This window comes from Streptomyces sp. NPDC046379 (genome assembly GCF_055587785.1).
Map to the genome: position 1 here is coordinate 151,260 of NZ_JBVJFP010000002.1, position 15,857 is coordinate 167,116.

The 15,857-nt window shown below is 72.8% G+C and carries 15 protein-coding genes; 12 read left to right on the forward strand and 3 right to left on the reverse strand.

The genetic code is table 11. The features are described from left to right. Positions 1 to 98 precede the first annotated feature (98 nt). Positions 99 to 1,061 (reverse strand): carbohydrate kinase family protein, encoded by a 963-nt coding sequence (locus ACZ6KF_RS04665; RefSeq protein ID WP_469237279.1) that lies wholly within the window; start codon positions 1,059 to 1,061, stop codon positions 99 to 101. Between the two features lie 234 nt (positions 1,062 to 1,295). On the opposite strand from ACZ6KF_RS04665, the gene ACZ6KF_RS04670 reads away from it, so the two are divergent. From ACZ6KF_RS04670 to ACZ6KF_RS04685, 4 genes are all read left to right on the forward strand, one after another. After that, positions 1,296 to 2,318 (forward strand): substrate-binding domain-containing protein, encoded by a 1,023-nt coding sequence (locus ACZ6KF_RS04670; RefSeq protein ID WP_469158328.1) that lies wholly within the window; start codon positions 1,296 to 1,298, stop codon positions 2,316 to 2,318. 180 nt (positions 2,319 to 2,498) lie between these two features. Beyond that, positions 2,499 to 3,500, forward strand: coding sequence for an ABC transporter permease (locus ACZ6KF_RS04675; RefSeq protein WP_469237281.1), 1,002 nt, complete (start codon positions 2,499 to 2,501; stop codon positions 3,498 to 3,500). Beyond that, entirely contained in the window at positions 3,497 to 4,330 is an 834-nt protein-coding gene (locus ACZ6KF_RS04680; RefSeq protein WP_469237283.1) for an ATP-binding cassette domain-containing protein, read from the forward strand. The genes ACZ6KF_RS04675 and ACZ6KF_RS04680 overlap by 4 nt, the downstream gene beginning before the upstream one ends. A gap of 79 nt (positions 4,331 to 4,409) precedes the next feature. Beyond that, positions 4,410 to 5,432 (forward strand): LacI family DNA-binding transcriptional regulator, encoded by a 1,023-nt coding sequence (locus tag ACZ6KF_RS04685; RefSeq protein WP_356633267.1) that lies wholly within the window; start codon positions 4,410 to 4,412, stop codon positions 5,430 to 5,432. A gap of 164 nt (positions 5,433 to 5,596) precedes the next feature. On the opposite strand, the gene ACZ6KF_RS04690 is transcribed toward ACZ6KF_RS04685, so the two are convergent. Next, positions 5,597 to 6,202 (reverse strand): sigma-70 family RNA polymerase sigma factor, encoded by a 606-nt coding sequence (locus tag ACZ6KF_RS04690; protein WP_469237285.1) that lies wholly within the window; start codon positions 6,200 to 6,202, stop codon positions 5,597 to 5,599. Positions 6,203 to 6,398: 196 nt separating this feature from the next. Continuing rightward, a complete protein-coding gene (locus tag ACZ6KF_RS04695) occupies positions 6,399 to 7,115 on the reverse strand; it encodes a hypothetical protein (protein WP_469158326.1) in 717 nt (238 codons plus the stop codon). A gap of 245 nt (positions 7,116 to 7,360) precedes the next feature. On the opposite strand from ACZ6KF_RS04695, the gene ACZ6KF_RS04700 reads away from it, so the two are divergent. The 8 genes from ACZ6KF_RS04700 to ACZ6KF_RS04735 all read left to right on the forward strand — a co-directional run bounded on the left by ACZ6KF_RS04700 (position 7,361) and on the right by ACZ6KF_RS04735 (position 15,819). After that, positions 7,361 to 8,554, forward strand: coding sequence for a FecCD family ABC transporter permease (locus ACZ6KF_RS04700; RefSeq protein WP_469237287.1), 1,194 nt, complete (start codon positions 7,361 to 7,363; stop codon positions 8,552 to 8,554). After that, a complete protein-coding gene (locus tag ACZ6KF_RS04705; RefSeq protein WP_469158325.1) occupies positions 8,555 to 9,400 on the forward strand; it encodes an ABC transporter ATP-binding protein in 846 nt (281 codons plus the stop codon). Next, on the forward strand, positions 9,397 to 10,467 hold the full coding sequence (locus ACZ6KF_RS04710; RefSeq protein ID WP_469237289.1) for an ABC transporter substrate-binding protein: 1,071 nt from the start codon (positions 9,397 to 9,399) through the stop codon (positions 10,465 to 10,467). The genes ACZ6KF_RS04705 and ACZ6KF_RS04710 overlap by 4 nt, the downstream gene beginning before the upstream one ends. Before the next feature lie 118 nt (positions 10,468 to 10,585). Further along, on the forward strand, positions 10,586 to 11,485 hold the full coding sequence (locus ACZ6KF_RS04715; RefSeq protein WP_356633279.1) for a GHMP family kinase ATP-binding protein: 900 nt from the start codon (positions 10,586 to 10,588) through the stop codon (positions 11,483 to 11,485). Beyond that, on the forward strand, positions 11,482 to 12,504 hold the full coding sequence (locus ACZ6KF_RS04720; protein ID WP_469158324.1) for a cysteine synthase family protein: 1,023 nt from the start codon (positions 11,482 to 11,484) through the stop codon (positions 12,502 to 12,504). The genes ACZ6KF_RS04715 and ACZ6KF_RS04720 overlap by 4 nt, the downstream gene beginning before the upstream one ends. Positions 12,505 to 12,541: 37 nt before the next feature. Continuing rightward, positions 12,542 to 13,786 (forward strand): ATP-grasp domain-containing protein, encoded by a 1,245-nt coding sequence (locus ACZ6KF_RS04725; protein ID WP_469237290.1) that lies wholly within the window; start codon positions 12,542 to 12,544, stop codon positions 13,784 to 13,786. Next, entirely contained in the window at positions 13,779 to 15,101 is a 1,323-nt protein-coding gene (locus ACZ6KF_RS04730) for an MFS transporter (RefSeq protein ID WP_469158322.1), read from the forward strand. The genes ACZ6KF_RS04725 and ACZ6KF_RS04730 overlap by 8 nt, the downstream gene beginning before the upstream one ends. Beyond that, positions 15,070 to 15,819 carry a class I SAM-dependent methyltransferase gene (locus tag ACZ6KF_RS04735; protein ID WP_356633287.1) on the forward strand — a complete coding sequence of 250 codons (750 nt, stop codon included), beginning with the start codon at positions 15,070 to 15,072 and terminating at the stop codon, positions 15,817 to 15,819. The genes ACZ6KF_RS04730 and ACZ6KF_RS04735 overlap by 32 nt, the downstream gene beginning before the upstream one ends. Positions 15,820 to 15,857: the final 38 nt, after the last annotated feature.

The window sequence follows — 15,857 nt, forward strand, 5'->3', positions numbered from 1 at the left end:
CTTGTGTCATCGATGACATCGAGGGCCCGATGATGGGGGCTCTTCGGCCGTCACGTCAACGGCCCGGCATCGAATCACCGCGCGAACCGTCCACCTGCTCAGCCGTTCCCGCCCGTCGCGAGCCGCTCCACCTCGGTCCGCCACGGCGGGTTGGGGCCGGAGACCGAGCAGGTCAGCGCCGCGACCCGGACCGCGAACCGGCAGGCTTCGGCGACGTCGTCGAGCCGCAGCCGCGTCAGCCGGCCGCCGAGGAGGCCGCGGTCCCCGAGGTGGTGCAGCAGTCCGGCGGTGAAGGAGTCCCCGGCCCCCACCGTGTCGACGACCCGCGCACGCACGGCCGGCACCTCGACCCGTTCGCCGTCCAGCGAGGCCAGGACGCCGCCGGAGCCGCGCGTGATCACCACCAGCCGCGCCCCTGCCCGGTGCCAGATGTCGCACGCCTGCTCGGGGGGCGTGCCCGGCAGCAGCAGTTGCAGGTCGTCCTCGCTCATCCGGAGCACATCGGCGAGGGAGCACCAGTGGGCCATCCGCGCACGGTAGACCTCCGGGTCCACCAGCAGCGGCCGGACGTTGGGGTCGATGCTGACGGTCGCCCGAGGGGCCGCGGCGGCCAGGAAGTCCTCCACCGCCGCCGACCCGGGCTCCCGGACGAGGGCCAGCGATCCGGTGTGCAGGCAGACCGCTCCGGTCAGGTCCACCCGGGCCAGTTCCCCGGCCGTCCACTGCCAGTCGGCCGTGTTCTGGGCGTGGAAGGAGAAGGCGGCCTGTCCCTGTCCGTCCAGTTCCGCGACGGCCAGGGTGCTGGGCTCCGCCGCCTCGACGGCGCTCGACAGATCCACCCCGGACGCCTCCAGACGCGTCCGGAACAGGCGGCCGAACACGTCGCCCGACAGTCGCGCCAGGAAACGGGCCGGGGTGCCGAGGCGGGCCAGCGCGACCGCCGTGTTCGCAGGTCCGCCGCCCGGCAGCACGCGCAGGGCGAGCTCGTTCGAGGCGCCGGCGGGTTCGGTGAACGCGTCCGCGATGCATTCCCCCAGGACGGTGATCTGGCTCGGGCTCATGGGCTGCTCTTCTCTGCGAAGGCACGGGCGGCTGCGGGCGCGCACCGTGCACGGACCGGGCGCTCGCCGGGCCGTTACGAACTTGTGTCGGAGGCAAGGCATTGACGTTGCCGGGACGGGGAGTCCATCATCCTCGGCAAGCGAGTGTCAACGATGACATAAGTCATCGATGACACTCCGGGACGGCAATATCCGATGCCGCCGCACCACCCCACGATCCCGCTGGAGTCGTTCATGTCTCGCACCTCTCGCCTGCCCTCGGCCCTCCTGCGGGCCGCCGCGTGCACCGGCCTGGCAGCCCTCACCCTGACGGCCTGCGGCTCCGGCGCCGGCACGGACGGCTCCGGATCCGGCTCGGAAGCCGTCAAGGTCGGCCTGATCACCAAGACCGACACCAACCCGTTCTTCGTGAAGATGAAGGAGGGGGCGGAGAAGGCCGCCGAGGAAGAGGGCGTCCAGCTGTCGACCGCCGCCGGCAAGTTCGACGGCGACAACGCCGGTCAGGTCACCGCCATCGAGAACATGGTGGCCGCCGGGGTGAAGGGCATCCTGATCACGCCCAGCGACTCCAAGGCGATCGTGCCCGCGATCGAGAAGGCCAGGGCGAAGGGCGTGATGGTGATCGCCCTGGACACCCCGACCGACCCGCAGAGCGCCTCCGACGCCCTCTTCGCCACCGACAACTTCAAGGCCGGCGAGCTGATCGGCCAGTACGCCAAGGCCGCCATGAAGGGCAAGGAGGCCAGGATCGCCACCCTCGACCTCGCCCCCGGCGTCTCCGTCGGCGTCCAGCGGCACGACGGCTTCCTCAAGGGCTTCGGCGTCGACGGCGGCAGCCCTGCCGTCGTCTGCTCCCAGGACACCGGCGGCGACCAGGCCAAGGGCCAGACGGCGATGGAGAACTGCCTGCAGAAGGAGCCGGGCATCAACGTCGTCTACACCATCAACGAGCCGGCGGCGCTGGGCGCGTACACCGCGCTGAAGGCGAAGGGCAGGGAGAAGGACGTGCTGATCGTCTCCGTCGACGGCGGCTGCACCGGCACCCGGGCGGTCCAGGAAGGCAAGATCGCCGCCACGTCCCAGCAGTACCCGCTCAAGATGGCCGCCGAGGGCGTCAAGGCCGTGGTGGCGTACGCGAAGGACGGCAAGAAGGCGTCCGGCTACACCGACACCGGCGTCACCCTGATCACCGACAAGGCGCAGACGGGCGTCACCTCCAAGGACACCGCCTTCGGCCTGGAGAACTGCTGGGGCTGAGCCGCCGCCCGCCGATCCCGACCACCGTTCGACCTCCTTGGTGGGGCGGCCGGCTCCTCCTCCCCGACCGGGGACGGCCGCCTCCTTCCGCCCTCGACCCGGGCCCGGCGCTCCTTTGCCCGGTCCGGCCGAGGGCGGACAAGGCCGACAAGGACTTCTGTCTTCCGACAAGGACTTCGCATGACCGCCACGTCCACGCCCTCGCCCTACGCCGGGCTGAAAGCTCCGTCCGCGGCCCGCAGACTGCTCACGGCACCGACCACCGGACCGCTGGCCGCTCTCCTTCTGGCCTGCGCGTTCTTCTCCCTCTCCACCGACCGGTTCCTCACGGGCGGGAACTTCTCCCTGATCGTGCAGCAGGTCATGGTCGTCGGCACGCTCGCCATCGGACAGACCCTGATCATCCTCACGGCGGGCATCGACCTGTCGTGCGGCGCCGTGATGGCCTTCGGCAGCATCGTGATCGCCAGAATGGCCGCCGAGGGCTCCCTGCCGCCGCTCGCGGCCATCGCCCTGGGCCTGGTCGTCTGCGGCGGCTTCGGCCTGCTCAACGGGCTCCTGGTGCAGAAGATCCCGCTGCCGCCGTTCATCGTCACCCTCGGCATGCTCAACGTGGCGTTCGCCCTGACCCACATCTACTCCGAGGAACAGACCGTCACCGACCTGCCCGGCCCGCTGACGGCCCTGGGGCAGACCTTCCCGCTCGGCAACACCGACATCACCTACGGCTCCCTGGTCACCATCGCCCTCTTCCTCCTGTTCGCCTACGCCCTGAGCAGCACCGGCTGGGGCCGGCACGTCTACGCCCTGGGCAACAGCCCGGAAGCGGCACGCCTGAACGGCATCCGCACCTCCCGCCTGACCATCGGCGTCTACACCGTCGCCGGCCTCCTCTACGGCGTCGCGGCCCTCCTGCTCATCTCCCGCACCGGAGTGGGCGACCCGCAGGCGGGCCAGACCGACAACCTCGACAGCATCACCGCCGTGGTCCTCGGCGGCACCAGCCTCTTCGGCGGACGCGGATCGGTCCTGGGCACCTTCATCGGCGTCCTCATCGTCGGCGTCTTCCGCAACGGCCTGCAGCTGATGGGCGTCGCCTCCATCTACCAGACCCTGATCACCGGAATCCTGGTCATCCTCGCGGTGACCGTCGACCAGATCTCCCGGAGGAAGGCCCGATGACCACCCCCGCCCCCACCCCCGTCCTGCAGGCCCGCGGCCTGGTCAAGCGGTACGGCCAGGTCACCGCGATCGACGGCGCCGACTTCGACCTGCTGCCCGGCGAGGTGCTCGCCGTCATCGGCGACAACGGCGCCGGCAAGACCAGCCTGATCAAGGCGCTCACCGGAGCACTCGTCCCGGACGCGGGCGAGATCCGCCTCAACGGCGAACCCGTCCACTTCTCCGGACCGCAGAGCGCCCGCGCCCACGGCATCGAGACGGTCTACCAGGACCTCGCCGTCGCCGCCTCCATGGACATCGCCTCCAACATGTTCCTCGGCCGCGAACTGCGCCGCCCCGGCGTCCTGGGCAGCGTCCTGCGCATGCTCGACAAGAAGCGCATGCGCCGGGAGGCCGCCGAGCACATGGCCGACCTCAAGATCGGCCTGCGCTCGCTCACCCAGGCCGTCGAGACCCTCTCCGGCGGCCAGCGGCAGGCCGTGGCCGTCGCCCGCTCGGTCGCCTGGGCCCGCAGCGTCGTCGTCATGGACGAACCCACCGCCGCCCTCGGCGTCAAGGAGTCCGGCCAGGTCCTCGAACTCATCCGCCGCGTCCGCGACAAGGGCATGCCGGTCGTCCTGATCAGCCACAACATGCCGCACGTCTTCGAGATCGCCGACCGGATCCACGTCCACCGGCTCGGCCGGCGCGCCGCCGTGATCAAGCCCTCCGACTACTCCATGGCCGAAGTCGTCGCCATCATGACCGGGGCGCTCACCGTCGACGCGGGCGGGGATACTGTCGTGGCGGATTCCGAGGCGGCCAAGGCCGCAGGCGTCCGCGCCACCTGACCGCATCACCCGACAACTCGACACTCGACGGATTCCGGCCGGGGCCGCGGCCGGATCCGCCCGGCACAGGAGACCGTCCATGGCAGCGAACCGCCGCCCCACCCTGGCCGACGTCGCCCGAGAAGTGGGCGTCAGCGCCAAGACCGTCTCCCGTGTCCTCAACGAGGACGGGCCCGCCTCGGCCCGCACCAGGGAACAGGTGCTGGCCGCAGTGGCCAAGCTCGGCTTCCAGCCGAACCTGATGGCCCGCAACATCCGGGTCGGCGGGCCCGACACCACCATCGGGCTGGTCGTCCCCGACCTGGGCAACCCCTTCTTCGGAGCCGTGGCCCAGAGCATCGAGGACACCGTCCGCGACCGCGGCCTGACCCTGCTGATGGGCTCGTCCGCGGACGACCCCGACCGCGAACGCGCCCTGACGGACAAGTTCCTGGCCCGCCGCGTCAGCGTCCTGATGGTGGTGCCGTCCGTGGGCGCCGACCACTCCGCTCTGAAGACCCACCGCGCCGGGGGTCTGCCCGTCGTCTTCCTCGACCGGCCGGGCGCGGGCCTGACCACGGACAGCGTCGTCAGCTCCAACCGCACCGGCGCTCAGGACGGCGTCGCCCACCTGATCGCCCACGGACACCGGCGCATCGGCTTCGTCGGCGACCTCCCCGCCAAGCTGTACACCCGCCGCGAGCGTCTGGCCGGGTACCGCACGGCCCTCCAGGACGCCGGCATCGCGTACGACCGGTCCCTCGTCGTCGACGCCCACGGCCTCGGCGAGGCGTCCGCCGTGACCTCCCGGCTGCTGAACCTGGCGGATCCGCCGACCGCGCTGTTCGCCGGCAACAACATCGTCGGCCTGGGCATCGTCACCGAACTCGCCCGCCGCGGGCGGAAGGACGTCGCCGTCGTCGTCTTCGACGACGTGGAGCTCGCCGAGGCGCTGGAGCCGGCGCTGACGGTCGTCGCCCAGAACCCCGGGGAGATCGGCCGGGCTGCGGCGACCACCGCACTGGCCCGCCTGGACGGCGACCGCTCCCGTGCCCGCAGCATCACCGTCCCCACCCGCCTGATCGCCCGCGGATCGGGGGAACAGCCGGCGCCGGGGCGGTAGGGAAGCCCGGTGCCGCCGGCCCGGCCCGCGAGGGATTCGCGGACCGGGCCGGCCGGGAGCGGGCCGGTCGTCGGTGTCCGCGGGCCGGGACCGATCGGGACTCGGCTGCCCATGCCGACTGCCGCCCGGTGAGGACGCCGGGCGGCGCGCGGACGGGCAACCGGTCAAGCAGCCGCCGCTGCCGTCATCCGGTGTCCCTCGGCCTCGTGCAGGGACTCCAGCAGGGAGGTCCGCGCGCGGGCCACGCGGGAGCGTACGGTGCCGACCGGGCAGCCGCTGACCAGGGCCGCCTCCGCGTAGGACAGTCCCAGCAGCTGGGTCAGGACGAACGCCTCGCGGCGTCCGACGGGGAGTGCGGCCAGCAGCTCGGCGAGGGCGATGCCGTCGTCGAATCCCGGGAGGCCGCGCGGCTGGGCGCGTTCGACCGCCGACTGCCAGTCCGCGGTGGGGGACAGGCGGGGCCGGGCGGCGGCGTGCCGGAAGTTGTCGATCACCGTACGGCGTGCGATGGACAGCAGCCAGCTGCGCGCCGAGGAGCGGCCCTGGAAGCGGTGGAGGCTGCCGAGGGCGCGCAGGAAGGTCTCCTGGGTCAGGTCGTCGGCGGACTGCGGGTCGGCGCCGAGGTAGGTGATGTAACGGCTGACGTCCCTGTGCAGGGCGCGGACGAGCTTCTCGGCGGCCTCGGTGTCGCCGCCGCGGGCGGCGAGCGCCCATAACGTGATCGACTCGTCGGTCGGGCGCGGCGAAACGCGCGGGGTGGAAGTGGGCACCTGATGTCCTTCTCGGGGTCCTGGAACCGCGCGGGCGCGGCGCGAACCGGCGGTTCCGGTGAGTGTCGAGCGACATGTCGAGTGACGTGTCGAGTGACATGGCGTACGGCGCGCGCACGGGAGGGCGCGGCCGATGCCCGAGGCGGGAAGGGCCGTTGGCGGCGCTTCGTGACGGGCCTCGGGGAACCGGCTGTCGTCAGGCGACAGCGGGCCCGGCGGGCGGGCCCCGAGAGGTGACGGCGTGGACGAGGAGCAGCCTGCGCAGGGCGCGTTGCGCACCCCGCCGGCGGGCGCGGACGCGGGGGCGGTACGGCGGAGCGGGCAGTCGGAGCAGCAGGCCCAGGGGTGCGACGAGCCAGCCGGTCAGGACGCGCAGGATGCGGAAGGCGGCGCGTTCGCCGTGGGCGAGCCACAGGGCGCAGAGCAGGGCGCTCACCAGGTGGACCGCGACCATGCCGGTCGGGGACATGCCGTCCATGGCGTGGCCCGCGGGCGCCGGTGCGTCCGGGGACGTACCGCCGTCCACGCCGGTGCTCGCGACGATGGACCACGTGGAGCCCGTGGGCGTCATGGAGTGCGCGGCGGACGTGCCCGCCCTGCCGTGGCCCGCGGCATGAGCAGCGGTGGCCCCGGCCGATTCCCCCGGTAACACGGCCGCGCCCGCCTGGGCGAGTGAGAACAACGCGTGGAGGACCGCCTGTCCGGCGACCGCGAGCGAGCCCACCACGACGGGTCCGCGTTCGCGGCCGGCCAGGCGCCAGGCCGCCCCGCCCGTCACCACCGCACCGGCGATCAAGGCCCAACGGGGCACCGCGGCATGGGACATCATCACGTGCCCCTGGACAGCGAACAGCACGCTGATGACCGCGAACACGGCGGCCCTCAGCGCGCGGGAACTCCGTCCAACCGTCATGGCGGCCTCATCCTCGCACCGGAACCCCCTCCGTCACAGGGCTCGTGCGGCGACAGAAACCGCGCAGCCTTCCCAACGTCCCCTCATCGTGCGGGAGTTCCGCCGTCGGCCCGGAACTTCCCCGAACCCGCGGGAACTATCGGGCCGTCGTGGCCGACTACTGGGCAGCAGGCGGCGCTCGGGCATCCCGTGGACCAACCGCCCTGAAGCACCGTGGACCGACCGACCCCGAAGCAGGAGACCTCATGGCCGAGGCCGCACCGACACCGCCGCCGACAGGTCCCGCCGTCGTCGTCTCCTCGCCCGGAGCGGCGGGCGTGTTCTCGTCCGGGCCGGCGGGCGCGTCCTCGTCCGGGCCGGCGGGCGCGTCCCCGCCCGGCCGGGAGCCGCGAACGCGTGCCGCCGGTCGCGGTCGGCTGCCGGTCACGCTGGTGGCGTTGTCCGTGACGCTGGTCGTCTCCGTCCTGGCCGGCATCGCGCTGGGGCCGACGGTCGTCCCGCCGGGCGACGTCGTGCGTTTTCTGTACGCGGCGCTCACCGGGGGCGCCATCGGAGCGGACGAGGTGACCGGGTACTCCATCGTCTGGCACGTGCGCACCCCCCGGGTGCTGCTGGCGGCGGTCGTGGGGGCAGGGCTCTCCGTCGTGGGCGTCGCCATCCAGGCGCTGGTGCGCAACGCCCTCGCGGACCCGTTCGTGCTGGGAATCTCCTCCGGCGCCTCGGTCGGGGCGACCGCGGTCGTGGTGTTCGGGATCTTCGCGGGCCTGGGGGTCTTCGCCCTGTCGGCCGCCGCGTTCCTGGGCGCCCTCGGCGCGACGGTGCTGGTGTATATGGCCGCGCGCGGACCCCTGGGGCTGACGCCGCTGAGGCTGGTGCTGACCGGGGTGGCGCTGGCGTACGGCTTCCAGGCGCTGATGAGCGTCCTGGTCTTCCTCGCGCCGAACGGGCAGGCCGCCCGGACCATGCTGTTCTGGCTGCTGGGCAGTCTGGGGTCCGCGTCCTGGGAGTCGCTGCCGCTGGTGGCGGGCGCGGTCCTGGCCGCGGTGGTGGTGCTGCTGCGGCAGAGCCGGTCCCTGGACGTGCTGTCCCTGGGGGACGAGACCGCGGCGAGCCTGGGTGTGGACGCGGACGCGCTGCGGCGCGGGCTGTTCGTGCTCACGGCGGCCGTCACCGGGCTGATCGTGGCGGTCAGCGGCGCGATCGGCTTCGTCGGACTGGTCCTGCCGCACGTCGTGCGGATCTGGGTGGGCTCCACGCACCGGCGGGTGCTCGCGGTCGCCCCGCTGGCCGGGGCCTTGTTCATGGTGTGGGTCGATCTGGTGGCCCGTACCGCCTTCGCACCCGAGGAACTGCCGCTCGGGGTCATCACGGCGCTGATCGGCGTCCCCGTCTTCGTGGTGCTGATGCGGCGCCGCGGTTATCTCTTCGGAGGTCGGTGAATGGTCGGGACGGACTCCACGGTTCTCTCCCTGCGCGGCCTGTCGGTCGTGGCAGCCGGGCGCGCCCTGGTCGACCGGCTGCACCTCGACGTGCCCGCCGGGCGGGTGGTCGGGCTCGTCGGCCCCAACGGCAGCGGCAAGTCGACCGCGCTGCGATGCGTCTACCGGGCGCTGCGGCCCACCTCGGGCGCCGTCCTGCTCGACGGCGCCGATCTGACCTCCCTGAAACTGCGCGACAGCGCCCGGTCGATCGCCGCCCTGACCCAGGAGAGTCACACCGAACTCGACTTCACCGTCGAGGAGGTGGTGGCCCTGGGCCGGGCGCCGCACGCCCGCGGCAACCACCCCCTGACGGCTCGGGAGCGCGAGCTGTGCCGGCGGGCGATGGACCGGCTGGACGTCGCCCACCTCGCGGACCGCAGCGTGCTCACCCTCTCCGGCGGCGAGCGCCAGCGGGTCCTCGTCGCACGCGCGCTGGTCCAGGAGCCCCGCGTCCTGGTCCTGGACGAGCCCACCAACCACCTCGACGTACGGCACCAGGTGGAGCTGCTGTCCTTCCTGCACGGGTCGGGGCTGACCGTGCTGACCGCCCTGCACGACCTGAACCTGGCCGCCCAGGTCTGCGGCCGGGTCGCCGTCCTCAGCTCCGGCCGCCTGGTCGCCTGCGGTGCGCCGGCCGAGATCCTCACCCCCGAGCTGGTCCGCAAGGTGTTCGGCGTCGACGCCACGGTCGTGCCCCATCCGCGCACCGGCGTTCCCCAGCTGCTCTACGACTTCGCTCCGTCCCCGTCCGACGCTCCCGCATCCGCCGACGCTCCCGCACTCGCCGAAGGACCCCACTCGTGACCGGATCCCGCTCTCCCCAGACCACACCCCGCTCGCCCGCGAGCGCACCCGGATCCTCCCGGACCCGCCCCCGTTCCCCCCGCGTCCTCGCCGCCGGGCTGCTGACCGCCGCGCTGCTGCTGACCACCGGCTGCGGCGCCGAGGTCGAACCCGTTGCGGGCGGCCCGTCCGGCACGGTCACCGTCTCCAACTGCGGGCAGGAGGTCACGTACACCGTCCCCGAGCGGGCGGTGGCCTACGACGTCAGCGGCGCGGAGAAGATGTTCGCCCTCGGGCTGGCCGACCGGATGCGCGGCTACGTCATGAACAAGCTCGGCGACCCCGCCATCAAGGGCTCCCCCTGGCGTGAGGACTACGCCTCGGTCGAGCGGCTCGGCACCGAGCGCATCACCCGGGAGATCGTCGTCGACGCCAGGGCCGACTGGGTGCTGGCCGGCTGGAACTCCGGCTTCAGCGAGGAACGCGGCATCACCCCGGCCCTCCTCGAGGACGTCGGCATCGCCAGTTACCTCCACACCGAGACCTGCTGGAGCTACGACGACCGCGGCGTCGACGTGGCACCGCTGGAGGCCCTCTACACCGACCTGGACAACCTGGGGCGGATATTCGGCGTCGAGAAGCGGGCCGCCGAACTCGTCGCCGACCTCAAGGACCGCATCGCCGCGCTGAAGAAGACCTGGCCCGCCGAGGGCGACCCCGCCAGGGTGTTCGTCTACGACTCGGGCACCGACCAGCCCTACACCGCGGGCCGTCACGCCGCGCCGAACGACATCATCAAGGCCGCCGGCGGAACCAACATCTTCGGCGACCTCGACAAGGGCTGGACGACGGTCGGCTGGGAGCCGGTGATCCGGGCCAAGCCCGAGGTCATCGTCATCATCGACTACGCCGACCAGCCCGCCAAGGACAAGATCGCCCACCTCAAGTCGCTGCCGAGCCTCAGAGCCGTACCGGCCGTGAAGAACGACCGCTTCCTGGTCATGTCCTACGGCGACGCCGTCAGCGGCCCGCGCAACGTCACGGGCGCCGAGAACCTCGGCCGTTACCTGCGATCGATCGGGCGGTGACGGTGGCCTCCCCATGCGCCCCTGCCCCTGCCGCAGCCGCAGCCGCAGCCGCAGCCGCAGCCGCAGTCACTGCACCCGCACCCGCCACCCCTGTCCACCGGCACGAACGGGGCTCCCCATGCTGACCCTCGCCGAAGGCTCCCCGCCACCGCACCGGGCGGCCCCCAGCGTGTCCGGGGTCTGCCACGGCACGCTGGGCGAGCTGTACCAGGGCCCCCTGCGGGCGGGGCCGGACCCGGACATCGCGCTGGTGTCCTTCCCCGTGGACCGCCACACGTGGGTGCATTTCACGCGGGGCCCGCACGCGCCGACGCCGCCGCCGACCGGGGAGAAGTCGGCGACGGCGGCCCGGCTGTTCCTCGAGCACTTCGGGCTGACCCTGCCGCCGGGCCGCTGGACCGCCCACTCCGATCTGCGGGTGGGGGTGGGCATGGCCAGTTCCACCGCCGACATCGTGGCGACGCTGCGCTGCCTGTTCCGCCTCTTCGACCTGCCGTACGACCCGGAGGTGGTGCTCGGCGTGCTGGCGGCGATCGAGCGGGCCGACAGCGTGTTCCTGGACGAATGGGCGCTTCACCTCAGCGGCCGGCACCGCGTGGTCCGGCGGCTGGGCACCGGCATCGGCTTCCACACCGCCTACATCGTCGAGCCCGGCACGGTGGACACCGCGGCCGTCACCGGCCTGCTGCTCGCCCACTACCGGCGCCACGGCGAGGAGTACGAGCACTGCCTGGCGGACCTGCTGAAAGGCTTCGCCTCCGCCGACCCGGCCGTCGTCGCCCGGGCGGCGACCACCAGCGCCGCACTGTCCCAGCGCGTCCTGCCCAAGTCGACGTTCGACGACGTGCTGGCGCACCGCGAGCGCTTCGGCGCCGACGGGATCTTCGTCGCCCACACCGGCTCCCTGATCGGCTACCTCTTCCGGCGCCGGCCCGGCGCCGAGGTCAAGTCCGAACTGTCCGCGTTCTTCCACTCGCTCGGCCACCAGTGCTCATTCGCCCAAGGAGGCTACGGGTGATCCACCCCCACATCGCCGACGCCCTGAAGGTTCCCGACCTGGTCCGGCTCACCGACGGCCTGGTGCTGCTCCGGTTCGAGTCGATGAAGATATATTCGGCGCTCGCCGCCGTGCGGCACCTGCTGGACCGGGGCACGATCCGCCCGGGGCAGACCCTGGTCGACAGTTCCAGCGGCATCTACGCCTACGCCCTGGCGCTCGCCTGCCACCGCTACGGCATGCGGTGTCACATCGTGGCGTCCACCACCGTCGACACCACCACACGCGCCCAGCTGGAGATCCTCGGCGCCACCGTCGAACAGGTCGCACCGTCGCAGAGCCTCAAACTCGACCAGCAGTTGCGGGTGCGGCGGGTGAAGGAGATCCTCGGCCGGCACCCCGACTGCCACTGGATGCGGCAGTACCACGACGACGTGCACTATCTCGGCTACCACGAGGTCGCCGACCGCGTCACCGCCGCGTTCCCCGGCCGGCCGCTGACCGTGGTGGGCGGCCTGGGCTCGGGAGCCTCCACCGGGGGCCTCGCGCAGCGCATGAGGGCCACCGACCCCTCGGTGCGGCTGGTGGGCGTGCAGCCCTTCGGCAGCGTCACCTTCGGCAGCCAGGACCACCACGACCCCGAGGCGATCATCGCCGGCATCGGGTCGTCGATCGTCTTCGACAACGTCCGCCACCACCTCTACGACGCCGTGCACTGGCTGGACTTCACCCACGCCATGGCCGGCACGGTCGCCCTGCTGCGCCACCACGCCGTCTTCGCCGGCCTGTCCACCGGCGCCGCCTACCTGGCCGCGACGCACGAGGCCCGCCGCCACCCCGACCGGCTGCACCTGGTGATCGGCGCCGACACCGGCCACCGCTACGTCGAGCGCGTCTTCGCCCGGCACGGGGAGGCCCTCGACCCGGCGGCGCTCAAGCCCGTCGAGATCGCCGCACCCGAGGAGATGACCATGCCCTGGTCGACGATGGCCTGGCGACGCGCCGCCTGCCCGGCGCACTGGAAGGAGCAGGCGGCATGAGCACCACCTGCCCGGCGCACCGGAAGGAACGAGCGGCATGAGCGTCGTCTGCCTGGAGTCCCTGACCTTCGGACTCGGTCACCTGGTCCGCGCCGCCGACGCGCTCGGTGAACGCCTGATCCTGCTGACCCGCGACCCCGGCTACTACGCCTACGAGCTGGAGCGGCTGGCCCCGGACGCCCTCGACGTCGTCGTGACGGACACCTTCGACACCGAGCAGGTCGCACAGGCCCTGCACCGCACGCCGGACCTGCGCGGACTGATCAGCTCGACGGACACCTGGACGCTGGTCGGCGCCGACCTCACCGCCCGCTTCGGGCTGCCCGGCCTCGACCCGGCCGTGCTGCGGCTGACCCGCGACAAGGCGGCCGTACGCAATCTGCTGCACCGGGCCGGGCTCACGCGCGGCCGGGCCGCCGAGCCCACGCCCGGTGGGGCCGGAATGCGGGAGCTGCTGCTCAAGGAGACCGGCCTGCCCGCGATCCTGAAGGACACCGCGGGCACCGGCAGCCAGAACGTCTGGCTGGTCCGCGACGAGACCGAACTGGACGCGGCGCTGGCGGAAGCGGCCGGCCGGGACCTGAAGGGACGGCTGTTCGCCGAGCCCTACTTCAGCGGCCCGGTGTACAGCGCCGAGACCCTCACCTGGGCGGGCGACACCCGACTGCTCGGCGTCTCCAGCCGGCTGATGTCGCCCGAGCCGCACTTCCGGGAGGAGATCACCGCCTTCCCCGTGGCGTTCCCCGCACCCCGCAGGGCCGCACTGGAGCAGTGGCTCGGGCAGGTGCTCGCGGCCGTCGGCTACACGGACCGCTTCGCGCACGTGGAGTTCGTCCTCACCTCCGGCGGCCCCGAGGTGGTGGAGATCAACCCCCGGATCGGGGGCGCCCTGGTGGGCGAGGGACTGTGCCGGGCACTCGGCGTCAACGTGTACGAGGCGATGATCGAGACGGCGCTGGGCCGCCGCCCCGGCCTCATGGACGCGGACCTGCCCGGCGGCCCCGCCGTCGCCTTCGTCCTCGGCTACCCGGCCGCCCCCGGCCTGTACGCCGGGGTGGCCGGGCTCGACCGGCTGGCGGACATGCCGGGAGCGCCGGCCTGGTACCCGGTCAAACAACTCGGCGCCCCCGTCGAGCACTTGGACGACAGCCGCGGTTACGCCGGCATCGTCTACGCCGAGGCCGAGACGGCCGAACTCGCCACGCACCGGGCAGTGGCCGCCGCCAACGCCGTTCGCGTGCTCACCGAGCCGTTCCCGGCCCCCGAGGCGCCCGGTGGGTGAACGCGCCGCGGTGGGCGCGAGGCTGCGGGCGGCGCTGGCCACGGTCGACGGACCGCTGCGCTTCCTGCTGCTCAGCTCGTTCCTGATCCCGCTCGGCAGCTTCATGGTCCTGCCGTTCATGTCGGTGTTCCTGCACGAACGGCTCGGCATGGGGCTGGGCACGGTCGGTGTCGTGCTGGCCGCGGCGTCCTTCGTGCAGTTCTCCGGCGGGATCGTGGGCGGCGCCCTCGCGGACCGGATCGGACTGCGCCGCACCATGCTGTGGGCGCTGGTCGTCCGCACGGCCGGGTTCGTCGGACTGCTCCTGGCGCTGCGCTGGCCGCCCCTGGCCGTCGGCGCGCTGATCCTCACCTGCTGCGGCGCCGCGTTGTACCTGCCCGCCAACAAGGCGTATCTGATCCACGGAGTCGACGACGAACGCCGTCCGGCCTTCCTGTCGGCGGGCAACGCGGCCCTCAACGCCGGCATGGCGGTGGGCCCGCTGATCGCCGGGCCGTTCGTGCTGTCCGCACCGGGCGGGCTGTTCGTCGCCGTCACCGCGCTGTTCGTCGTGGTCACCGCGGGCCACGCCCGGCTCCCCGACGCCGGGGCCGCGCACGAGCCGGACCCGCAGCAGGCGTCGCGGCCGGCCGCCGCGGACGGGCGGTCCACGCCGCCGGGGCGGCCGGGGACGGACGGTCGGGGCGGGGGCCTGTTCGCCGGGGTGGCGGTGCTGCCCTTCGCCGCCAACGCCCTTGCCTTCTACCTGTACTTCCACTTCCAGCACTATCTGGCGGTGTACGCCGTCGAGCGGGCCTCCAGCGCCTTCTACAGCCTGGTCCTGCTGCTCTGCTTCACCCTGGTGATCGTCGTGCAGCCGCTCGCGTCCGGCCTGATCCGGCGCATGCCCTACGCCACCGCCCTCGCCGTCGGCTTCACCGGCCTCGCGGCCGGCCTGGCCGTGCTCGCGGTCGGCAACCGGCCGGCCCTGCTGGCCGGCGGAGCGCTGATCACTCTCGGCGACATCGTGCTGTTCCTCAAGAACGACCTGGAAGCGCTGCGCCGCAGTGCGCGTTCCGACGCCGTCGTCTTCGGCCGGCAGCGGCTGGCCGCGGGACTCGGCGCCGGCCTGAGCGGGCTCGTGGGCGGGCAGTTCTACGGCCTTGCCGAAGGGGCCGGGAACACCGGCCGGTTCTGGCTGCTGGCCGCCGCGCAGTGCCTGCTGCTCCCCCTGCTGCTGCCGGTACTGCGCGGTCGCGCGACGAAACCACCTCCCCTCGACGACGAAGGAGCACTGAGACCGCATGACACGGACGGGCGGATTCCAGGACGATGACTTCTGGACCGAGTTCCACGACTTCCTCTTCTCCGAGCAGCGCCACGACCAGGCCGAAGAACTCCTGGACGGCTCGCCCCTGCTGTCCTTCCCGCCCGGCTCACGGGTGCTGGACCTGTGCTGCGGACCCGGCGTGTTCACCGTGCCGCTCGCCCGCCGCGGGTACGACGTGACGGGGGTGGACCTGAGTGAGGCCATGCTGGACCGGGCACGCGAACGGGCGGCCGGCCTCGGCGCCCGGGTCACGTACGTGCGGGCCGACGCCCGCGACTACGAGGCGCCGGGCCGCTTCGACGTCGTCCTCAACATGTTCACCTCGTTCGGATACTTCGAGGACCCCGCCGACAACGCCCGCGTGCTGCGCACCATGCACGACTGCCTGGCCCCCGGCGGCACCCTGATCCTGGACCTGGCAGGCAAGGAACTGCTGGCCCGCAGGGTCACCCCGCCCAAGGTGGTGCACCGCGGCGACGACCTCGTGGTGCAGACCGACACCGTCCTGGACGACTGGGCACGGCTGCGCAGCGACTGGGTCCTGGTGCGCGGCGAGCGGGTGACGCGGGCCACGCTGGAGTGGTTCGTGTACAGCGCGGTGGAACTGCGGCACATGGCGCGCGAGGCGGGGTTCGGCCGGGTGGAGATCTTCGGCGGCTTCGACGGCCGCCCCTACGACGAGAACGCCGAGCGCCTGGTGCTGCGGGGGATGCGGGGGGAGTGAGGGGGAGCGCGGGACGGTCTCACGGTCATCCGGGCTGC